A 21,903-nucleotide genomic window follows, 5' to 3' on the forward strand; every position below is an offset into this window, starting at 1 on the left:
GTTTGGCGGAGTGGACGGGACTCGAACCCGCGACCCCCGGCGTGACAGGCCGGTATTCTAACCAACTGAACTACCACTCCATGCATGTAAGTGATAGCAAACTTAAAACGGGTATTGTAACGCCGCTTAAGTGAACTACCACTCCATTTAAGTAATACTCAACTCAAAACGCGTATTCTAACGTTACTTAAGTCAACTACCACTCCATAAAATACCGACTCTGAATTACATAAATTCCAGCCGGCATTTCACAATCATTCGTTTAACAGCAGTTGATTATTGAACTGCGTCTTTCAAAGATTTACCAGCGCGGAATTTTGGCTGTTTTGCAGCTGCGATGGTGATGCTTTCGCCAGTGCGTGGGTTACGGCCAGTGCGCTCTTCACGCTCAGACACGTAGAAAGAACCAAAACCAACCAAAGTCACTTCATCGCCACCCTTCAGGGCACCAGAGATGGCTTCAATTGTTGCATCTAACGCTTTACCAGCAGCAGCTTTAGACAAGCCTGCAGATTCAGCGATTGAGTCGATGAGTTCAGATTTATTCACTTACATCCCCTTTCAATTTTGATTGGACTTAACTGTGTTTTGATTTGCTACAAGCTTTATATCAAGCGACAAAAATACATGTCAACTTAGCTTGATACTTTGTTGGGTAGTTTCGACGTAATGAGCTGTTTTCAACTACACCAACCGTTTAAATGATTAATGCTTGGTACTCGGCTGTGGTGCTTCGGTGCTTTCTGGCACAGGAACATCTACGGCAATGACTGCCACCGCCTCAGGTATTCTCTCTAAAGCATGTGCCAATACGTCATCAAACCATTTGACGGAATGAATAGCAAGCCCTCGCTTAACATTATCGGGAATTTCTGCCAAATCTTTGACATTTCCTTCCGGAATCAGCACGTGCTTGATGCCGCCACGGTGTGCAGCGAGCAATTTCTCTTTCAAACCACCAATTGGTAGCACTTCACCGCGCAAAGTAATTTCACCCGTCATTGCCACATCGCAACGTACAGGTATACCCGTCAACACGGATGTGAGTGCCGTCGCCAAGCCAATACCTGCCGATGGGCCATCTTTCGGTGTTGCGCCTTCTGGCAAGTGAATATGCATATCGTTTTTCTGATAAAACTCAGGATCAATCCCTAAGCTGACAGCACGCGTACGCACGACCGACAAAGCCGCTTGGATCGATTCTTGCATCACATCGCCTAACTGCCCAGTCTGGATCATTTTGCCCTTACCTGGCAGCTTCACAGCCTCAATCGTGAGCAATTCGCCGCCGACTTCAGTCCAGGCCAAACCGGTGACCTGACCCACTTGATTTTTCAGCTCAGCTACGCCGTAGTCATAACGGTGCACACCCAGATATTTATCCAAGTTTTTATTGGTTACGCTGAGTTTTTTGTCGCTTGGCTTCATTAGCAAGGCTTTAACCACTTTGCGGCAAATTTTCGCGATTTCCCTATCCAAACTACGTACACCTGCTTCACGTGTGTAATAGCGAATAATATCGCGCACAGCCGTATCAGCAATTAACAACTCGCCTTCTGCAACGCCATTATTTTTCATTTGTTTCGGCACGAGATATTTCAACGCGATATTCACTTTTTCATCTTCGGTGTAACCCGAGAGGCGAATAATTTCCATCCGATCCAATAAAGGCGCAGGAATATTCAGTGAATTCGCGGTAGCGACAAACATCACGTCGGATAAATCGTAATCCACTTCTAGGTAATGATCGCTAAACGCATGATTTTGTTCAGGATCGAGCACTTCCAGCAAAGCAGACGATGGATCGCCGCGCATATCGCTGCCCAATTTATCCACTTCATCTAGCAAGAACAGTGGATTTTTCACGCCAACTTTGCTCATGCTTTGCAAAATTTTACCTGGCATCGAGCCGATATACGTACGGCGATGACCACGGATTTCAGCTTCATCGCGTACGCCACCCAGCGCCATACGAACGAACTTGCGATTCGTAGCACGGGCAATGCTTTCACCTAAAGATGTTTTACCCACACCCGGTGGGCCAACCAAGCAAAGAATCGGCGCCTTGAGTTTTTCTACGCGCGTTTGCACCGCGAGATATTCAACAATCCGCTCTTTAACTTTATCCAAACCGTAGTGATCTGCATCCAATACCGTTTCAGCTGCCGCCAAATCTTTGCTGATTTTGGTTTTTTTCTTCCACGGCAGGCCCAACATCGTTTCGACGTAATTGCGAACGACGGTCGACTCAGCCGACATCGGCGACATCATGCGCAGTTTTTTGAGTTCAGCTTCGGTTTTTTCCTTAGCTTCTTTGCTCATACCTGCGTTTTTAATTTTCTTTTCTAATTCATCCAGATCGGCATTTTCATCCAGCTCGCCAAGTTCTTTTTGAATCGCTTTGACTTGCTCGTTTAAATAATATTCGCGCTGGCTTTTTTCCATTTGGCGTTTTACACGGCCACGGATGCGCTTTTCAACTTGCAAAATATCGAGTTCAGATTCCAATTGCTTGAGCAAATGATCCATTCGCGCAGCAACGTCTTCCATTTCAAGTACCGCTTGTTTTTGCTCCAGCTTCAGCGGCAAATGCGCCGCTACCGTGTCGGCTAAACGACCAGCAGTATCAATGCCAGCCAAAGAAGTCAAAATTTCTGGTGGGATTTTTTTATTCAGTTTCACGTACTGATCAAATTGCGACAGCAAAGCGCGGCGCATGCCTTCGGCTTCGTGATTGCTTTCATCGGCAAGAGGTTGCGGCGTTGCCATTGCTTGGTAAAAGCCATCTTCGTCTTGCAAAGATTCAACCAATGCCCGCTGCACGCCTTCAACCAAAACTTTAACCGTACCGTCCGGCAACTTTAAAAGTTGCAGCACGGTGGCAACGGTACCGACAGGGTACAAATCCCCCATCGTCGGCTCATCTTTAGACGCATTTTTTTGTGCGACCAGCAGAATATGTTTGCCACCTTCCATTGCCGCTTCAAGCGCTTTAATCGACTTTGGGCGACCAACAAAAAGGGGAATAACCATGTGTGGGAATACCACCACGTCGCGCAATGGCAACATTGGGAACGAAGTAGATTCAACCGCGAGTAATTGATGTTCAGACATATTGGGATGACCTGATCGAGAGTATGTTCACAATATGTGGCCATTGCGCTTAAATTCAATTGCAATGCCATAAGTAGTAAGGCAAAAACTGCCATGCAAGCCACTTCGTCTCGCCATACAATTTGTACTGGCGTCACGTACGACTTGCGTGAAAGCTTTAAACAACACCGCCCGCCTTAAGCTCCAAACCACGGAACTACCGGCGGGCGAGAGAAAAACAGACTTTACTTACTAGCTACAATCGTTTCCGCAGCTACGGGTACAAATTCTGGTTTTGCTGCCGCAGTGATGACTTCTTTACTCACCACAACCTTAGCAATCCCTTCCATCGCTGGCAACTCAAACATCGTATCGAGCAATGTTTGTTCTACGATAGAGCGTAAACCACGCGCGCCAGTTTTGCGCTCCATGGCTTTATGCGCAATCGCAGCCAAGGCTTCAGTACCGATTTCCAGCTCAACGTTTTCCATTTCAAACAGTTTTTGATACTGTTTGATCAAGGCGTTTTTCGGCTCAGTCAAAATAGTAACCAGAGCGGCTTCATCGAGCTCGGCCAAGGTGGCAACCACTGGCAAACGACCCACGAATTCAGGAATCAAACCGAAACGAATCAAATCATCCGGCTCAACTTCATGCAGCAATTCGCCGATGTTTTTTCTATCATCTTTGCTTTTCACTTCAGCGCCAAAACCAATGCCGCCTTTCACTGAACGATTGCGAATGATTTTATCTAAACCCTCAAACGCGCCGCCGCAAATAAACAAGATATTGGTCGTATCAACTTTCGGCAAATCTTGATTTGGATGTTTACGGCCACCGCTTGGCGGCACCGAAGCCACCGTACCTTCAATCAATTTCAGCAACGCTTGCTGCACGCCTTCGCCCGATACATCGCGAGTGATTGACGGATTTTCTGATTTACGCGCGATTTTATCCACTTCATCGAGGTAAACAATGCCGCGCTGCGCTTTCTCAACGTCGTTATCGCACTGCGCCAAGAGCTTGGCAATAATGTGCTCAACGTCTTCACCGACGTAACCGGCTTCGGTTAAAGTCGTCGCATCGGCAATCACAAACGGTACATCCAACAATTTCGCCATTGTTTGCGCGAGCAAGGTTTTACCCGAACCCGTTGGGCCAATCAGCAAAATATTCGATTTAGCTAACTCAACGTCATTACCCGCTTTGCCTTTAGTCGACAAGCGTTTGTAGTGGTTGTACACCGCCACCGACAAAATCTTTTTAGCCCGCTCTTGCCCAACCACGTACTGATTCAGATCATCACGAATCTCAGTTGGCTTTGGCAAACGTTTGCCATCGGTTGTTGTAACAGGGCCAGCCGCTAAATCAGTTACTTCTTCTTCGATCACATCGTTGCATAAATCAATGCACTCGTTGCAAATAAAGACCTGAGGGCCGGCAATCAATTTTTTCACTTCGTGCTGACTTTTGCCGCAGAAGGAGCAATACAATAATTTTTCTTTATCTGACATGAACAGCTATTCCGAATAAAACGCGCCAAGGAAAGAAAAGCCGCCAGACAGGCTGGCGGCTACAGGAGTTTCGGCGAGAGATTAACTTGCCAGAGCTGCCCGCGAAGCCAGTACTTCATCCACGAGGCCGTAGGCTTTTGCCTCTTCGGCATTCATGAAATTATCACGATCGGTATCACGCTCAACCGTTTCGATATCTTGACCCGTGTGTTTCGCCAGCAATTCATTCAAAGTGCGTTTGGTCTTAATCAATTCACGCGCATGAATTTCAATATCCGAAGCTTGGCCTTGCAAACCGCCAATCAAAGGCTGATGAATCATGATACGAGAATTAGGCAAGGTGAAACGTTTACCTTTGGCACCACCCGACAACAAGAAAGCGCCCATCGAAGCCGCCATCCCGATGCACAATGTCGAGACATCAGGCTTGATAAATTGCATCGTATCGTAAATCGCCATCCCCGCAGTGACCGAGCCACCCGGTGAATTGATGTACAAAGAAATGTCCTTATCTGGGTTTTCTGATTCCAGAAAGAGCAACTGAGCCACCACAAGGTTCGCCATTTGATCATTCACTGGACCGACCAGAAAAATGACCCGTTCTTTCAGCAAGCGTGAATAAATATCATACGCACGTTCGCCGCGGCCGCTTTGCTCAACGACCATTGGTACTAGACCGATATTTTGCGGATCAAATCCCATCTTGGACAACCTCTTATGTTTATTGACCTTGCTGACCCATCAACTCATCAAAAGCAACCGCTTGTTCTGTTACTTTTGCTTTTGACAAAACGAACTCAACCACATTGTCTTCTAGCGCCATATTAGTTGGGCCTGACAAGCGATCTGGGCTAGCGTAGTACCAAGCCACAACTTCGCTTGGATCTTCGTAGTTTTGTGCCAAATCTTCGATAATCGCTTTGATTTGTTCTGGTTGTGTAGACAGTTTTTCTGCCTCAACCAATTCAGACAAAGCCAAACCGAGGTGAACACGGCGACGCGCTTGCGCTTCGAACAAAGCAGGTTGGAACGGAACCGTTTTCGGATCGATACCACGTTGTTGCAAGTCAGCTTGTGCGCCTTCAACCAAGCGGCCGATTTCAAGAGAAATCAACGAACGTGGCAATTCCATTGGCGTCGCTTCAATGACAGCGCTCATTGCGCTTTCTTTGATGCGTGATTTCAAGCGGAAACGAACTTCACGCTCCAAATTACCTTTTACTTCGGCGCGCATTTTTTCAACATCGCCATCTTCAATGCCTAAGCTTTTCGCAAAGTCAGCATCCAACGCTGGCAAGTTGGCCGCAGCGACGTTTTTCACAGTGATCGCGAAAACAGCTGTTTTACCTGCAACGTCTTTACCGTGGTAATCGGCTGGGAATACAACTGTAACGTCTTTGCTTTCGTCTTCTTTCAAGCCAACCACACCCGCTTCAAACTCAGGCAACATTTGGCCTTTGCCGATCAAAAATGCGTAGTTGTCTGATGAACCACCAGCGAATGCAACGCCATCAATCGTGCCTTTAAAGTCGATGATCACGCGATCACCATCTGCAGCGGCGCGCTCTACGCGCTCAAAACGCGTGCGTTGGCTGCGCAAAATGTCGATGGTTTTGTTGATTTCTTCGTCACCAACAAGCAGTGTTGGTTTTTGTACTTCAATCGCGCTCAAGTCACCCAATTTAATTTCTGGGTAAACTTCAAATGTCGCCAAGAATTCAAATGGGCCATTTTCAGCCACATCTTGTTTTGCTTCAAAACGTGGGTAGCCAGCAACTTGTAGTTTTTGCTCAACAACCGCTTCGCCGAACGAGCGCTCAACCGTTTCACCCAAAACTTCTTCTTGGATACGGAAGCCATGGCTTTGAAAAACCACGTTCAACGGTGCTTTACCAGGACGGAAGCCATCAATTTTAGCGGTTTTAGCAACGCGCTTGAGGCGGGCATCAACTTGCTTAGCGATTTCTTCGCGTGGCACCGCAATGGACAAACGACGCTCGAGAGCGCTCAGGGTTTCCAGTTGTGCTTGCATTACCAGTATTCCTCAAACGTATTTCTGGATGCTTTTGATCCAGAAAAATATTAATCAATAAAATATAAAGCGCCTAAAACGCTGCCAAAGTGCTTGTGCACCGGCCAGCTCGGCCACTCCAATCCTGCTTGACAAAGCGCCATTCTGACGGCTCTATCCAGTAAAGCTGAGCATTATAGCAAAGTCTCAACCCCATTACCATCTACCGCCCGGCGCGGAACGCCTGTGCAACAGACCCTAAGCATCAATTACACATCAGGCTCAATCGCCATATTTCAAGCCCTATCGCCCCAATTCGCGCGGACGCAAAAAAGCCACCCGTTTTCACGTGTGGCTTTTCAGTTTTGATGCAATGCATCTTTGTTCTGGTGGGGGATAAGAGACTCGAACTCTTACACCTTGCGGCGCTGGAACCTAAATCCAGTGCGTCTACCAATTCCGCCAACCCCCCAACAAGTGCCGAATAGTACAGAACTTCCCTGAGCCGGTCTAGTATTTTCGTTGAAATTTATTTATGCCGAGCAAACAAACCACAGAAAATCCTTATCTTTCAAATACTAAGTGTTTCTATTTTTTTACATCACCGCCTGAATATTCAATCCAAGCCTGACAGCAGCGCGCTCAATTCATGATTCACGTTAAAAAATATCGCCTGTACTTGGCGTGCTTTCCGTTGCAAAGCTATACTCGCCGAACGTTTAACACGCACTCAACGGAAATATGTACCATGAAAAAAATCGAAGCGATTATTAAACCTTTTAAACTCGACGAAGTGCGTGAAGCTTTGTCTGAGCTGGGCATTTCTGGCCTCACCGTGACTGAAGTAAAAGGTTTTGGCCGGCAAAAAGGCCATACCGAACTGTACCGTGGCGCGGAATACGTCGTTGACTTCTTGCCGAAAGTTAAAATCGAAGTGGTTTTATCGGACGATCAAGTCGATGCTGCGATCGAAGGTATTATTAAAGCCGCGCACACTGGCAAAATTGGCGACGGCAAAATTTTTGTGAGCCCGGTTGAACACGTAGTGCGGATTCGTACCGGTGAAACCAACGATCAAGCCGTTTAATGCACTGAATTGCTACTGATCGAATAAAAATGCCAGCTCGCGAGCTGGCATTTTTTATGAAACCTAGGGTATAGATACCTAGCCATTACCTAATAAGTTCTAGAGCAACATACCCACTACACCTCAACTGGATCCACATCCAGCGTCCAGCGCACTTTGCCCAGTTTGAGCGCCTGAATCGCTGGTAAAGCCTCATCAAGCACCGCTTGCAATTGCGCTTTGGATTTCGCCGCAATCAAGAGTTGCGCACGCTCAACACCGGCGCGTTTGAGCATCGTCGCTGCGACGGGTTGATTGAGCGTCAAATTCGGCTCTGGCGCAATGCACATGCGAATCTGCGTCAGCGCAGCCAAGGCTTGCTCCAATTCAGGCGCATCGGCGCGAAACAGCGCCCATGCGCTAGCAGGCGGCAAGAGCAGCATATTGCGCTCTTCTAAAGTACGATTCGCAAACGGTGCATAATCGCGCGCTAGCAATTGGTGATAGAAAGGATGATCGGAAAACGCAGTTTGGATAAACACTTCACCCGGCGTTTCGCGCCGCCCTGCTCGCCCTGCCACTTGCGTCAACAGCGCAAATAATCTTTCCTCAGCGCGAAAATCGACGCTATACAGCCCCGTATCGGCATTCAGCACCACCACACAGTTCAACCGATCAAAATCATGACCTTTAGCCAGCATTTGCGTGCCAATAATAATGTCGGCCTCGCCCGAATGCACTTGCGCCAGCGCCGCGTCGAGTTCACCTTTTTTACTGGTCGAATCGCGATCAATGCGCAGGATTTTTTTGCCTGGAAAATGCTGCGGCAAAGATTCCTCCATGCGCTGCGTACCCTGCCCGACCGGTTTCAAATCGTGATTGCCGCAATCGGGGCAAGCAGGCGTAATCGCTTCTTCATGCCCGCAATGATGGCAGCGCAGACGACGCTCTTTCAGATGCAGCACCAAGCGTGCCGAACAATGCGAGCAGCTCGCCATCCAGCCACATTCACCGCATTGCAAAACCGGCGAAAATCCGCGCCGATTTAAGAAAATCAGCACTTGCTCACCACGCGCCAGCGCCGCGTGCATCGCGGCCAGCGCCATCACATGCAGGCCGTCGACCAAGCCAACGTTTTTGGTCGGCAACAAGGTAATTTTTGGCAACACCGCGCCCGGCACAGCGCGCTGCGTTAAAGGCAGTAGTCGATAACGTTTAGCTTTGGCATTTGCCCAACTTTCGATACTCGGCGTCGCCGAACCCAGCACAATCGGCACCTTCGCTTGCCGTGCGCGGTAAACCGCGACATCTCGCGCCGAATAGCGCAGACCTTCTTGCTGCTTAAAGGAGGGGTCGTGCTCTTCATCGACGACGATCATGCCGAGCTTAGGTAGCGGCGTGAACACCGCCAAACGCGTACCCAACACAATCTGCGCTTCGCCGCGCAAGGCGGCCAGCCAATTGACCGCACGTTCGGTATTATTTAAGCCGCTATGCAGCGCCGCCATACGCACGCCTGGAAAGCGCGCACGAAAACGCCCTTCGAGTTGCGGCGTCAGATTAATTTCGGGAATTAAGACGAGAACTTGCAAGCCGCGCGCCAAAACTTGGCTAATCGTTTGCAAATAGACTTCAGTTTTACCGCTACCGGTAATGCCATACAGCAGGAAGGGCGAAAAATCAGTCGCCGTGGTCAGTTCGTTCACGACCAGCGCTTGCTCAGCATTCAATGGCAAATCAGGACTCGCTACACCCACGCGGCATTCCTCAGCCGCAGCCGACACCCAACCTGCCGCATGCCACGCCTGCACCCAACGCCAAGCGCTATCGTGCAAGCGACGCAGCGCGGCTGGTGTATGTGGCACCAACAGTGCCTCGGCAATCCGGCGCTGCGCAGGCGCGCGTTTGGAGAGTTGATTCAGCAGCACATCCACATCGTCGACAAAATAAACGCTAGCCGCCGCAGGCTCACGAAACGCCGCCGTACCGCGAAACGCCGTTGGCAGCGCAGCGCTCAGTACCGCACCAATCGGATAGTGATAATAGTCAGCGACAAACTGGCACAGTTGCAGCGTATCGCTAGTCAGCGCGGGTAAATCATCAAATGTCGCCAGAATGGCTTTCGGCGTGCCAGTAAAATCGGCGGCGTCGTCCCGTAATTCCATCACGACAGCCGATAATCGGCGCGGACCGAAAGGAACCAACACCCGTGAGCCTACAGCCGGTGTAAACCCAGCCAGTGCATACGCAAACAGTTTTTTGAGCGGCACGTCAAGCGCAACGAGGGCAAAACTAGCCACTTTATCTCTCTTTATCGCGTAAATACTTTGGCGCGGGGGTTATGCACAGTTTCTGTGGATAATTTTGTGGGCAAGTTGTCAAAATGCCAGAAAAGCCCAATAAAGCCGTGGTTACGGTTAGGTTGCACAAAAATTAAACACGAAAATTAATTCAACAAAATCAACAACTTAGCTTTGTCAACGATTTACATCATATTTTTCACAAGGGATTGACAAGTCAAAAATCAAGCTCAAAGCAAATGTGCATAACTTGATGTAGCTTTGCAATCTAAGACTACATATAACGCCGATAAATCATTGATTTTCATCATCATTACAAACAAAATACAACTTGTAAGTTTTATACTTTGCCCGACAAACGATGTACCGCTGCCACCAAAGCTGCCGCGTGATCGGGATTGGTAAATTGCGAAATACCATGGCCTAAATTAAATACATGCCCCGTCCCGCCACCATAGCTTTGCAAGATCCGCTCAACTTCCGCTTCAATCGCCGCAGGCGGCGCAAACAAGGCGATTGGATCAAAATTGCCTTGCAAGGCGACTTTATCGCCGACGCAGCGACGCGCTTCGCCCAGATCAGTCGTCCAATCCAAGCCAATCGCATCGCAACCCGTTGCCGCAATGTCTTCCAGCCATTGACCGCCGCCCTTGGTAAACACAATCACCGGCACTTTGCGACCATCGTGTTCGCGTTTTAGGCCAGCCACAATCCGCGCCATATATTGCAATGAGAATTCTTGGTATTTACCGAATGGCAAAGAGCCGCCCCAACTATCAAAAATCTGCACCGCTTGCGCGCCCGCTTCAATTTGTGCATTCAGATAATCAATCACCGTGAGGGTATTGACCTCTAAGATACGGTGCAAAAGGTCTGGACGCGCATACATCATGGTTTTTATTTCACGATAATCGCTAGAGCTTCCGCCCTGCACCATATAACAGGCCAAAGTGTACGGACTGCCAGAAAAGCCAATCAAAGGCACGCGATTATCCAGCGCCTTGCGAATTGAACTCACTGCGTCAGTGACGTATTTCAGCTCGGTACCAACATCCGGCACAAAGAGTTTGGCAACATCGGCTTCGGTACGCACCGTGCGCTCGAATTTCGGGCCTTCGCCTTCAGCAAAATACAGCCCCAAACCCATTGCATCCGGTACGGTCAAAATATCGGAAAACAAAATCGCCGCATCGAGCGGAAAACGCTCCAGCGGTTGCAAAGTCACTTCAGTCGCCAAATCGGTGTTTTTGCACAACTGCAAAAATGAACCGGCATTTTTGCGCGTCGCGCAATATTCCGGCAAATAACGCCCCGCTTGGCGCATCATCCACACGGGCGTGTATTCAACAGGTTCACGCATTAAAGCGCGTAGGAAGGTGTCGTTTTTTAACATTTAAAATCTCTCATTCATAGCGGGCATCACGTCCAGTAATCCTTCAGGGAAAACTGGCCAGCCCAAAGCATCGATTTGCTGGCGCGTTAACCAGCGCAAATTAAATTCTTCGCCATTACTCTCAACGCCGCGCAACAGGGATAAAGGCGCGGCCAAATCGGCCTGATACACAAAAACAATTTCGTGCCCTGCGATGCCATCAAACGTGAATAAATTCTCTAGCACGGTTAGCTGTCGCAGATTCAGAGCTTCAATTCCGATTTCTTCTTGCACTTCACGGCGAATGGCATCTTCACAGCGCTCACCAAACTCAACGCCACCACCAACAGGCATCAAATAATGCTGGGTTTTGCTCGGATCATAGCCTTCAGCGAATAAAAACAGCCCTTCTTGCTCAAACAGGCAAATCACTTTGACACGAATATGGGCTGACATTTATTTCAACGCCGCCAACGACCAAGCGCCCTGCCCTTGGCACTCCAAGACTTGGGCGTGATATTCAGTCAGGCCAACACGATGACCAACGCTCACCAGTACGCCGTCTTTCATGCATTCAACCACCGCCGCATACAAGCGCGCTTCACCCGCCACATCCAGCGCCGATGTCGATTCATCCATAAATAGGAAATCAGGTTTCAGTAAGAGCACACGCAGCAAGGCGATACGTTGTTGTTCACCCAAACTCAGTACGTGCGACCAAGCGTCGGTTTCGTCCAAGCGCGGCAGCAAATGCGATAAACCCGCCATCGCCAATAGCTCGGTAATTTTGGCATCGTCATGCTGTGCTGGCTGTGGGTAATACAGTGCGGCTCGTAATGTACCCAGCGGCATATACGGTTTTTGCGATAAATATAATACTTGGGTATTGGCTTGCAAGCCTAATGCACCCGATGCATACGGCCATATACCTGCCAGTGCACGTAGCAAGGTTGATTTTCCAGCGCCTGAAGCACCGCGCACCAACAGTGTATCGCCCGCTTGCAATTGCAGATTTAATTTATCCAGCAACACTTCGCCATTCGGCTTGCTTACCGATAGATTATCTAGCGATAAACCATGGCTAATGTTTTGTGGTGTGAGGCGTGGCAAGGCTTGTGCGGCATCGAGGCTGGCTTCGAACGTCGTTAAACGGTCGATGACCGCTTTCCAATTGGCCAATGTACTAAAACTGCCAATGATAAAATCCAGCGCGCCATACACTTGACCAAATGCTGAGTTAATTTGCATCAAGCCACCCAAAGAGATTTCTTTGGCAAAAAAACGTGGTGCAGCGACGATCAATGGAAAAATAATCGCCAATTGCCCCCAAAATGACGTAAACCAAGTTAAGCGCTTATTCATCCGCATCAATGACCAGAAATTACCAACCACAGATGCAAAACGCTGACTTAAATTTTGCTTTTCCTCAATATCGCCATGGTACAAAGCAATCGATTCAGCATTTTCTCGTACACGTACCAAACCAAAGCGAAAATCAGCCTCATAGCGCTGTTGCAGGAAATTCAAACCAACGAGAGGACGCCCCAATAAAATGGTAATTCCGGTACCAATTAAAGCGTAAATAATCGCAATCCAGACCATATAGCCCGGAATATTAACTTCAGCGCCACCTAACATCAGCTTCATTGGTCCCGACAAAACCCATAAAATCCCAATAAAAGACACTAGCGTAACAACAGCTCGCAACAAACCCAAAGACAGCGAGAGTGAAATAGAAACAAATTGTCCAACGTCTTCCGCGATACGCTGATCTGGATTATCAGTTCCCTTATCAGTGAGCTGAATACGATAAAAATTACTCTCTTTTAACCAGCGCGCGGTAAAGTGTTCCGTCGCCCATTTTCGCCAGCGAATTTCCAGCATTTGTTGAAACCAAATTGCATAAACTGCAATCACGATATAGGCAAAAGCAAGGTAGCCAAATTTATAGAGCGCGGCTTTAAAAGCCTTCGCATCCAGATTTTGTAAAGTGTTATAAAACTCGTTATACCAGCTATTAAACTGGACATTCATATACACGAGCCCTAGCGATAAGCTAATGACCAGCGCCAATAAACCCCAAGCATAAAGCTTGTCTTCCGACACCCAATACGGTTTGGCGAGCCGCCAAAAATTGCCAAATAAATTTCGAACAACTGGTGCTTTTTCAGACATAAAGCTCATAGCTTTCAACTCAAGGTGTACGCGCGTTTAAAATACTTTGCGGTAAAAAATGAGGGCGATGGCCCCCATCCATTATTTGCTACTTATTTACAAGGTTTTTGCGTCCAGCCTTTACTTGCACCACGGCGGCATTGCCAATCTTGTTTGACCGTATCGATCAACCATACCGATGTTTCTTCGTTAAAACTCATACCCAATTGAAAACGCTGCGTTTTAATTGAATCGTCCAGCAAGCCTTGCATTTGCGCTTCAATGCTGACCTTTTTAAAATTTTCCGGCCCCGCCGCACGTTGTTTAATCACTAATTCGCGGTATTCACCAATGCCGTATTCATCGGCAATGCGATTTTTTAGGTAATCAAACATCACCTGCACCGGTGCTTGGCCCAACTGACCGGTATACAGTTGTTTACGCGGCTCTTCGGCCATAGCCATGCTACTGATTGCGGCGATCATTATTACCAAGATTGTTTTCATCTGTCAGTCCAAATGTAATGGGTTTGATGGTCGTAAGTCGAAGTGAGCGCAGCGCTACCCGACGCGTCAAAGGCAGTGCCAAGTCGGATAAGGCCTTCGGCTCATCCGACCTACGTGATATTTATTTTGCCCAACTGTCTTTTAGCGTCACTGTACGGTTAAACACGGGTGTGCCGCCCGCTTTATGGTTGTGACGGTCGGTGATGAAATAGCCCAAACGCTCAAATTGATAACGCGTTTCTGGCGCGGCATTCACAACGCAGCTTTCCACATAAGCGGTAATGGTCTTGCAGGATTCTGGATTGATAAATTGCGTGAAATCGACGTATTCACCATCCGCACCGCGAATCGCATCGGGGCGCGCTTCGGTAAACAAGCGCTCGTACAAATTCACCGTCGCTGGCACCGCATGCTCGGCTGAAATCCAATGAATCACGCCTTTCACTTTGCGGCCTTCTGGATTTTTACCTAGCGTTTCGGTATCCAAACTGCAACGCAATTCGATCACATTGCCAGCAGCGTCTTTCACCACTTCATCGCATTTAATCACGTAGGAATAGCGCAAACGCACTTCCGAGCCCAAGGTCAGACGTTGCCAACCTTTGGGTGGCTCTTCTGCAAAATCGTCTTGTTCAATCCAAATTTCACGCGCAATCGGGATTTCACGCTCGCCAAATTCTTCGTGATGCGGATGGAATGGCGCAGAACGACTGCCGGTTACGCCTGCTTCAAAATTAGTCAGCGTCACTTTCAATGGATTCAACACCGCCATGACGCGTGGGCTACTGCCTTCCAGCTGCTCGCGCACCGCGCCTTCTAGCGTCGTGAAATCAATGATGTTTTCGCCTTTGGAAACGCCAATCCGCTGCGCGAATAATTTGATGCCTTCAGGACTATAACCACGACGGCGCATGCCGCTGATCGTCGTCATGCGGGGATCATCCCAGCCCGATACAAAGTTGCCGGTTACTAGTTGGTTCAATTTACGTTTCGAAGTGATCGAATACAGCAACTCAAGGCGCGAAAATTCGATCTGCTGTGGATGGCATTCGAGGCTGATATTGTCGAGTACCCAGTCGTATAGCGGGCGATGATCTTCAAACTCCAAGGTACACAGACTATGGGTAATGCCCTCTAGCGCATCAGAGATGCAGTGTGTGTAGTCATACATCGGGTAAATACACCACGTATCACCGGTTTTGATGTGCGTCGCGCGTTTGATGCGATAAATGACTGGATCACGCAGGTTTAAATTGGGCGATTGCATATCAATTTTGACGCGCAGGGTTTTGCTACCGTCTTCAAATTCACCAGCGCGCATGCGGCTAAACAAATCGAGATTTTCAGCAACCGTACGTTCACGAAACGGACTATTGCGGCCAGGCTTTTGAAAGTCGCCACGGTAATCACGCATTTCTTCCGCGTTCAATTCGCAAACGAAGGCCTTGCCAGCGGTGATGAGTTCAACCGCGTAGCCGTACAAGGCGTCAAAATAATCCGAAGAATGGCGCACGTCGCCGTTCCATTCAAAACCCAACCAGCGCACGTCGGCTTCAATCGCTTTGGCGTATTCGTCGTTTTCTTTTTCTGGGTTGGTGTCGTCCATGCGTAGATTGCACTGGCCGTTGTAATCTTGGGCGATGCCGAAATTCAGGCAAATCGATTTGGCGTGGCCGATGTGCAAGTAGCCGTTCGGCTCAGGCGGAAAGCGCGTCTGCACCGCAGTGTGCTTGCCGCTGGCAAGGTCGGCATCAATGATTTGGCGGATAAAATTACTGGACACTGGTGCGCTATCGGCACTCACTGCAGGATTGTTTTTTTCACTCATCGCGGCTCAAACTCATGGGATTTTTACTCAAGGCAACGATTCTACCAAAACAGCGCTCTCGCTGCCTTCCCAATCACAGAACGTGATCTATAAAGGTTGCAAAACCTAAGCGAGAACTGAATATGCAAATCAGCAACATTCCCTTTGGAACGACCGACTGGTCGAACCTAGAAAAGACCGAACACTCTGGCATCAGTGGAATAGCTTATTGGCGAACTCAACAATTTGGCGAGATTCGGGTACGGATGGTGGAATACAGCGCAGGCTATCTGGCAGATCACTTGTGCAGCAAAGGACATATCTTATTGTGCTTGGCTGGCGAACTAACGACCGAGCTTGAAGATGGGCGGGTTTTTACACTTAAGGCAGGCCACAGCTACCAAGTCGCCGATCATGCCGAAGCGCATCGTTCGTCAACCCAACACGGCGCAACGCTGTTTATTGTCGATTAAACCACATCGATAAAAAAAGCCGCTCAGCAATTTTGCTAAGCGGCTTTTTATTACCATGGGTATATGGTGCTAGGCTTCTAATTTCCTAGCATACGAACAAATACCTCTATACATCCTGCCCTTCAACAATTCCATCATGGTGCTGATCTTTGGGCAGTAGCAAATTCAGCGCAATCGCCAGCACGCTAACTAGCCCCACGCCCGCCAGATTAAAGTTACCCACTTGGACCATCAAACCGCCAATCCCGCAAGTGAGCACCACCGACACAATGACTAGATTGCGCGGCGACATCAGATCGACTTTGCTATCAATCAGCGTTTTCAGGCCTATCGATGCAATCGTGCCAAATAGCAGTACCATAATCCCACCCATGACGGGTAATGGAATCGACACCAAAATCGCATTAAATTTGCCAAAGAAGGCCAAAATCACAGCCAGCACCGCAGCGTAGGTCATGATGACTGGATTGAAATTGCGCGTAATCATCAGCGCGCCAGTGACTTCGGAATAAGTCGTAATCGGGGGGCCGCCGATCAAGCCCGCAAAGCACACGCCTAAGCCATCGCCCGCCAAGGTGCGGTGCAGGCCAGGCTTTTGCATATAATCCTGCCCCGTCACTTTGCCGACGGCCATCACCGCGCCGATATGCTCAATCGTCGGCGCAATCGCCACGGGCAACATAAACAGCGCCGCCGCCCAATTCACTTCCGGCGTTACAAAATGCGGTTTCGCTAACCACGGCGCGGCGGCAATCGCCGCCAAATCAACCACACCCAAAAAGACCGCCGCAATATAACCGACGATCACGCCCGATAAAATCGGCACCAAGCGCAACATGCCGCCCGCAAAAACCGACACCGCAATCGTCGTCGCCAAAGAGAGCGCAGCTAAAAACAGCGACACATTGTAGGGAACGAGCTGTTTACCACCGCCCTGCCCCATAGCCATACCCGAAGCCGCCACCGCGACCGACAAGCCAATCACCATAATCACTGGGCCAATCACCACGGGTGGCAGCAATTTATGGATAAATCCCATGCCGCGCCATTTGATCAGGCCCGCGATAATGAAATACATAAATCCGGCAAAAAATAGCCCGAACTGAGTTGCCGCTTGGCCCCAAGTTTGCATCGAAAAAATGATCGGCCCAATAAACGCAAACGACGAACCTAAAAAAATCGGCACTTGCCGACGCGTCACCAGTTGAAACATCAGTGTACCGACACCGGCACCGAGCAGCGCCATCGCTGGGTTGAGTCCGGTTAGTAGCGGCACCAGCACCAGCGCACCGAACGCAACAAATAAAATCTGCGCGCCGGATAGTAATTGTTTGATTTCTGAAAACATCACAACCCCACATAAAAAATCTTGGATCACAACAATCACGAAGGACACGAAAACACACGAATACTTAAAATAATCACGGTCCGAAATACCACACTCAACAATATCGTCATCCCCGAGTGCTTTTATCGGGGATCCAGCTGCGCGGCTGGATTCCCGCTACAGACATGCGGGAATGACGAGCTTTTGAAGATTGGAAGTTAATCTGAACCACATCCTCAGCTGCTTTGCTTCCCACTTTTTATAAGATATAAGCAAAACCAACACCTTAAGTGAAGCGCATTTAAGCTTGTTCGGTTCGTGTCTTTCGTGATCTGCCTTGGCCTCACTTACTAATCGTGCCGAAAATCTTGTCCCCAGCATCTCCCAAGCCCGGGATGATGTAGCCCAACTCGTTCAAATGCGAATCGAGCGAAGCGGCGACGATTTGTACATCAGGATGCGCTGCATTCACCAATTTCACGCCTTCCGGTGCGGCGACCATCACGATCGCTTTGATTTCTTGGCAGCCATTGCGTTTAAGCATATCAATCGTCGCCACCAGCGAGCCGCCTGTGGCCAGCATCGGGTCGATAATCAAAGCGAGACGGTCTTCTAGATCACCGACAAATTTTTCAAAATACGGCACAGGTTGCAAAGTTTCTTCATCGCGCGCCAAACCCACGACGCTGATTTTGGCCGATGGCACTAGATCGAGAACGCCGTTCAGCATGCCGATGCCTGCACGCAAAATTGGTACGACGGTGAGTTTTTTGCCTTTGATTTTTTTAACTTGCACATCGCCGCACCAGCCAGCAATTGTCACGTCTTCAAGCTGCAAATCCCGCGTCGCTTCGTATGCCAAGAGGCGTGCTAGCTCTTCGGTCAGTAAGCGAAATTTGTTGGTCGACACATCCGCTTCGCGCAGTAGCGCCAATTTATGCTGTACCAATGGGTGATTAACGACAGTAATTTGCATGATAGATCTCGTCATAAAGGATGCCGACATTGTAGGCCTTAGCACGCAAAATACTATTGTGGAAAATGCGGGTACTGGCGCTTTGTTGATCTAGATCGCAGCCATCACTACCGCAAAGCTTGCTGCCGTTTGCAATCCCATTCAGATAGCAACGCCACACAGTGTATGCATTTAAATTAAAATACATCCATAAAAAACAAACACATTAAATCAATTACCGATTTCCCGTATCAATTAGAAACCACTCATTAAATGAAAATAATTTAGATGACACTTTAAACATTTAATTAATAAAAATAAATCTACGGCAAAACAATCGTTTAACGACTAGAAAACAGCCAAATCATTAACGTCATATATTTGTGATAGTTTTGTCATATCCCCCGCCTATTCTCGCAAACTTTTATAAACACGATAAAAGTAATCGGGAGAGATATGCGTATTCAAACCATCACTGGTGCGGCATGTAGCGTACTGGCATTAACCTTAGCCGCTTGCGGCGGATCATCTTCTTCAGTCGATCCTATTCCTAGCCCAAGCAGCGGCGCAGTACTCAATGTACAACCTTCGCTCGGTCTGATTTCAGGCGCGGATGTCAATTTAAAAAGCCTAAACGGTAGCATCATCGCCACGACGACCACGGGCGCGGATGGTATCGCCAAATTCACTTTAAGCGCCGAACAAGCCAAATTGACTGGCCCATTTTTGCTGGAAGTCACTGGAAAAGCCGGTGCTAAATATTACGATGAAGGTTTGAATATCGACATCGATCTACCGGCTGGCAATACCTTGCATACGCTGATTAATCACCTTGATGGCAGCGTGGGTGTGACGGCGCTGACTGAAATTGCGTATGAACGCGCTTTAAAAATCAAAGCGGGCAAGCTGGAAACGATCAGCAGTGCTGATATCGACAAAGCCAATGAAGAAACCCGCCTGCAATTTGCACCTGAACTCAAAAACATCGCTTCAGCCCCGCAATTAGTGAGCAAAGCCACTGCCGCTGGTGCGCTAGGCGATACGGAAGCCGGACGCTACGCGCTTAAACTGACTGCACTGGCTAAATTCGCCGCGCAAGCGATTGAAGAAACCACCGCTGGCGCGTCCACATCAGACGATGTGAAATCGGCAATCAAAGCCAAATTACCGGCGCTGAAACTTGCCAAGTTATTGGCCACTGATTTTGCCGATGGCAAACTCGATGGTAGCGATTTGTACCAAGCGATTAATTTCCACGACAAACTGCAAGATAAGCTCAGCCAAGCCGTGCAACAGTTGGGCAATGAGCAGCTACTCGCGATTGTGAATACCCTGCAAGCCATGCCAAAACCCGCCGTGGCATTAAGCACTGCCGCTGTCGGTAGCCAAATTGATTTGGCAATTATGGGCACGACCGATTTGCATACCAATGTGAAAAGCTACGATTACTACAAAACCAATGACGACCTTACACTGGGTTTCGAGCGCACCGCCAGCTTGATTGATGCGGTACGTAAAGATAATCCTAACAATCTTTTATTTGATGATGGCGACACCATTCAAGGCACGCCGCTGGCCGATTACCAAGCGCTGGTTAACCCTGTGAGCTGCAATACGCCGCTGGCGATTCATAAAGCCATGAATGCAATGCGCTTTGATGCGGGCAATATTGGTAACCATGAATTTAATTACGGCCTGCCGTTCTTGGCGCAAGTGACTGGCGCGAGTATGCGCATTGCGGGCACTGAAGCCAGCAAAGGCTGCCAAGGCCCGCAATTCCCATTGCTACTCTCAAACGTGTTTAACGCGACCGATAAACGCCCGATCTTCGCGCCGTACAGCATTTTAAGCCGCAGCTTTAAAACGGCCGATGGCAAAACCATCGCGCTCAAAGTCGGTGTGATTGGCTTTGCGCCACCGGGCATTATGAATTGGGATAAACGCAATTTAGAAGGCAAAGTTTACGCAACTGGCGTCAAAGAAGCCGCTGAGCGCTATGTGCCTGAAATGAAAAAAGCCGGGGCCGACATTATCGTGGCGCTGTCGCACGGTGGTATTTCAAATCAAGCGTATTCGCCAACGATGGAAAATGCCGTGTATCACTTGGCAGAAGTACCGGGCATCACAGCGATTGTTTCTGGTCATTCACATAGCTTTTTCCCTGATGGCAAAAACTATGCAGGCATCAAAGATGTCGACAATGTCAAAGGCACGGTCAAGGGTATTCCAACGGTGATGGCGGGCTTCTGGGGTAATCATCTTGGGGTCATCAAGCTCAATTTAAAATTTGATGGCAAAGCTTGGACAACAGCGGATTCGAAAGCAGAATTGAAACCAATTTCAGGCAAATCAGCCGATGGAAAAACAACGATCGCGCTGGCCGAAGTGAAACCTGAAATCAGCAAGCTGGTAGAAAAAGAGCATCAAGCGACGATCAAATTTGTGAATACCGGCGTGGGTAAATCAGATTACCAAATTAGTTCTTTCTTCTCTCAAGTCGCACCGACCGCAGCGATTCATTTGATTAATTTGGCGCAAATCGATTATGCGACACAATTTATCAAAACTAATCTACCGCAGTATGCCAATCTGCCGATCTTGTCGGCTGCCGCGCCGTTCAAGATGAATTTCCGTGGCGGTGGTTATACCGATATTGCCGCTGGTGATGTTGCAATCAAAAATATCGCCGATCTATATATTTACGCCAATACGCTTGAAGCGGTCAAAATTGATGGCGCGATGGTCAAATTGTGGCTAGAAAAATCAGCCGAGCAATTTAACCAAATCGATCCGACTAAAACGACCGAGCAAGCGCTGATTATGCCAACGTTTGCTTCGTATAACTTTGACCAGATTGATGGCGTCACCTACGAAATCGACGTTACACAAGCCAAAGGCAGCCGCATTGTGAATCTCAAACTCAATGGCCAGCCATTAGATCCAGCGCAGCAAGTGATTGTCGTCACGAATAACTACCGTGCTTCAGGCGGTGCGCCCTTCACGTTCTTGGCGGGTGCCAATGTGATTATCAGCGGTGGCGATGCCAATCGTGATGTGATTGTGAGTTATGTCAAAGCGCAAAAACAGCTGACTTTAGCCAAACACGCAGCAGTACCAAACTGGCGTTTCAAACCTGTTACGACGCAAGGCGCAGTAACATTTGAAACGGCGCTTAATACCGCGATTGTGAATGCAGTTGCCAAGCAAGAAGGCGTGAAGAACGTCGTCTACACCGGCAAAAACAATGATGCGGCGGGCAATGCCATCTATAGAATTGACCTCAGTTACGGCTTAGATAAATAAACCCAAGCTGATTCAGTACTTT

16 protein-coding genes and 2 tRNA genes are annotated in these 21,903 nt (G+C 48.6%); 3 read left to right on the forward strand and 15 right to left on the reverse strand.

The window, feature by feature from the left end; translation table 11 throughout:
- Positions 1-3 precede the first annotated feature (3 nt).
- The 7 genes from Q320_RS0113125 to Q320_RS0113160 form a co-directional block, all read right to left on the reverse strand.
- Positions 4-80: transfer RNA gene (locus tag Q320_RS0113125), tRNA-Asp, on the reverse strand.
- Between the two features lie 196 nt (positions 81-276).
- Positions 277-549 (reverse strand): HU family DNA-binding protein, encoded by a 273-nt coding sequence (locus Q320_RS0113130; protein ID WP_027469382.1) that lies wholly within the window; start codon positions 547-549, stop codon positions 277-279.
- Positions 550-705: 156 nt separating this feature from the next.
- Positions 706-3,114, reverse strand: a complete 2,409-nt coding sequence (lon, locus tag Q320_RS0113135) for an endopeptidase La (protein ID WP_027469383.1) — start codon at positions 3,112-3,114, stop codon at positions 706-708.
- Positions 3,115-3,338: 224 nt separating this feature from the next.
- Positions 3,339-4,607, reverse strand: a complete 1,269-nt coding sequence (gene clpX, locus Q320_RS0113140) for an ATP-dependent Clp protease ATP-binding subunit ClpX (protein ID WP_027469384.1) — start codon at positions 4,605-4,607, stop codon at positions 3,339-3,341.
- Between the two features lie 81 nt (positions 4,608-4,688).
- The gene (gene clpP, locus Q320_RS0113145; RefSeq protein ID WP_035853724.1) at positions 4,689-5,309 is read right to left on the reverse strand and encodes an ATP-dependent Clp endopeptidase proteolytic subunit ClpP; all 621 of its coding nucleotides are present in this window, start codon (positions 5,307-5,309) and stop codon (positions 4,689-4,691) included.
- A 19-nt stretch (positions 5,310-5,328) separates the two neighbouring features.
- A complete protein-coding gene (gene tig / locus Q320_RS0113150) occupies positions 5,329-6,639 on the reverse strand; it encodes a trigger factor (RefSeq protein ID WP_027469386.1) in 1,311 nt (436 codons plus the stop codon).
- A 366-nt stretch (positions 6,640-7,005) separates the two neighbouring features.
- Positions 7,006-7,090 (reverse strand) — tRNA-Leu (locus tag Q320_RS0113160).
- Between the two features lie 276 nt (positions 7,091-7,366).
- On the opposite strand from Q320_RS0113160, the gene Q320_RS0113165 reads away from it, so the two are divergent.
- Positions 7,367-7,705 (forward strand): P-II family nitrogen regulator, encoded by a 339-nt coding sequence (locus tag Q320_RS0113165; protein ID WP_027469387.1) that lies wholly within the window; start codon positions 7,367-7,369, stop codon positions 7,703-7,705.
- A 116-nt stretch (positions 7,706-7,821) separates the two neighbouring features.
- Here Q320_RS0113165 and Q320_RS0113170 read toward each other — a convergent pair whose 3' ends face one another.
- The 6 genes from Q320_RS0113170 to Q320_RS0113195 form a co-directional block, all read right to left on the reverse strand.
- Complete coding sequence (locus Q320_RS0113170) at positions 7,822-9,984, reverse strand: primosomal protein N' (RefSeq protein ID WP_035853726.1); 2,163 nt, start codon at positions 9,982-9,984, stop codon at positions 7,822-7,824.
- 340 nt (positions 9,985-10,324) lie between these two features.
- Positions 10,325-11,377, reverse strand: coding sequence for a uroporphyrinogen decarboxylase (gene hemE, locus Q320_RS0113175; RefSeq protein ID WP_027469389.1), 1,053 nt, complete (start codon positions 11,375-11,377; stop codon positions 10,325-10,327).
- Positions 11,378-11,812 (reverse strand): NUDIX hydrolase, encoded by a 435-nt coding sequence (locus Q320_RS0113180; RefSeq protein ID WP_027469390.1) that lies wholly within the window; start codon positions 11,810-11,812, stop codon positions 11,378-11,380.
- Positions 11,813-13,531, reverse strand: coding sequence for an ABC transporter ATP-binding protein/permease (locus Q320_RS19835; protein ID WP_051534789.1), 1,719 nt, complete (start codon positions 13,529-13,531; stop codon positions 11,813-11,815).
- A 92-nt stretch (positions 13,532-13,623) separates the two neighbouring features.
- Entirely contained in the window at positions 13,624-14,016 is a 393-nt protein-coding gene (locus Q320_RS0113190) for a hypothetical protein (protein ID WP_027469391.1), read from the reverse strand.
- A 121-nt stretch (positions 14,017-14,137) separates the two neighbouring features.
- Positions 14,138-15,844, reverse strand: a complete 1,707-nt coding sequence (locus Q320_RS0113195) for a glutamine--tRNA ligase/YqeY domain fusion protein (RefSeq protein ID WP_051534733.1) — start codon at positions 15,842-15,844, stop codon at positions 14,138-14,140.
- Between the two features lie 122 nt (positions 15,845-15,966).
- Here Q320_RS0113195 and Q320_RS0113200 point away from each other — a divergent pair, with 122 nt between their 5' ends.
- Complete coding sequence (locus Q320_RS0113200) at positions 15,967-16,296, forward strand: DHCW motif cupin fold protein (RefSeq protein ID WP_027469393.1); 330 nt, start codon at positions 15,967-15,969, stop codon at positions 16,294-16,296.
- 106 nt (positions 16,297-16,402) lie between these two features.
- Here Q320_RS0113200 and Q320_RS0113205 read toward each other — a convergent pair whose 3' ends face one another.
- Together Q320_RS0113205 and upp are read right to left on the reverse strand one after the other, a co-directional pair.
- Positions 16,403-17,644, reverse strand: a complete 1,242-nt coding sequence (locus Q320_RS0113205) for a uracil-xanthine permease family protein (RefSeq protein ID WP_027469394.1) — start codon at positions 17,642-17,644, stop codon at positions 16,403-16,405.
- Positions 17,645-17,966: 322 nt separating this feature from the next.
- The gene (gene upp, locus Q320_RS0113210) at positions 17,967-18,599 is read right to left on the reverse strand and encodes a uracil phosphoribosyltransferase (protein WP_027469395.1); all 633 of its coding nucleotides are present in this window, start codon (positions 18,597-18,599) and stop codon (positions 17,967-17,969) included.
- Positions 18,600-19,034: 435 nt separating this feature from the next.
- Between upp and Q320_RS19840 the strand changes: the two genes are divergently transcribed.
- Complete coding sequence (locus tag Q320_RS19840; protein WP_051534734.1) at positions 19,035-21,881, forward strand: bifunctional 2',3'-cyclic-nucleotide 2'-phosphodiesterase/3'-nucleotidase; 2,847 nt, start codon at positions 19,035-19,037, stop codon at positions 21,879-21,881.
- Positions 21,882-21,903: the final 22 nt, after the last annotated feature.

This window comes from Deefgea rivuli DSM 18356, from assembly GCF_000620145.1.
Taxonomy (GTDB): domain Bacteria; phylum Pseudomonadota; class Gammaproteobacteria; order Burkholderiales; family Chitinibacteraceae; genus Deefgea; species Deefgea rivuli.

Excerpts from the sequence above, each read along its gene's own strand:
- lon (WP_027469383.1), bottom strand. The coding sequence starts at position 3,114 with ATGTCTGAACATCAATTACTCGCGGTTGAATCTACTTCGTTCCCAATG.
- clpX (WP_027469384.1), bottom strand. The coding sequence starts at position 4,607 with ATGTCAGATAAAGAAAAATTATTGTATTGCTCCTTCTGCGGCAAAAGT.
- clpP (WP_035853724.1), bottom strand. The coding sequence starts at position 5,309 with ATGGGATTTGATCCGCAAAATATCGGTCTAGTACCAATGGTCGTTGAG.
- tig (WP_027469386.1), bottom strand. The coding sequence starts at position 6,639 with ATGCAAGCACAACTGGAAACCCTGAGCGCTCTCGAGCGTCGTTTGTCC.
- Q320_RS0113165 (WP_027469387.1), top strand. The coding sequence starts at position 7,367 with ATGAAAAAAATCGAAGCGATTATTAAACCTTTTAAACTCGACGAAGTG.
- hemE (WP_027469389.1), bottom strand. The coding sequence starts at position 11,377 with ATGTTAAAAAACGACACCTTCCTACGCGCTTTAATGCGTGAACCTGTT.
- Q320_RS0113180 (WP_027469390.1), bottom strand. The coding sequence starts at position 11,812 with ATGTCAGCCCATATTCGTGTCAAAGTGATTTGCCTGTTTGAGCAAGAA.
- Q320_RS19835 (WP_051534789.1), bottom strand. The coding sequence starts at position 13,531 with ATGTCTGAAAAAGCACCAGTTGTTCGAAATTTATTTGGCAATTTTTGG.
- Q320_RS0113190 (WP_027469391.1), bottom strand. The coding sequence starts at position 14,016 with ATGAAAACAATCTTGGTAATAATGATCGCCGCAATCAGTAGCATGGCT.
- Q320_RS0113195 (WP_051534733.1), bottom strand. The coding sequence starts at position 15,844 with ATGAGTGAAAAAAACAATCCTGCAGTGAGTGCCGATAGCGCACCAGTG.
- Q320_RS0113200 (WP_027469393.1), top strand. The coding sequence starts at position 15,967 with ATGCAAATCAGCAACATTCCCTTTGGAACGACCGACTGGTCGAACCTA.
- Q320_RS0113205 (WP_027469394.1), bottom strand. The coding sequence starts at position 17,644 with ATGTTTTCAGAAATCAAACAATTACTATCCGGCGCGCAGATTTTATTT.
- upp (WP_027469395.1), bottom strand. The coding sequence starts at position 18,599 with ATGCAAATTACTGTCGTTAATCACCCATTGGTACAGCATAAATTGGCG.
- Q320_RS19840 (WP_051534734.1), top strand. The coding sequence starts at position 19,035 with ATGCGTATTCAAACCATCACTGGTGCGGCATGTAGCGTACTGGCATTA.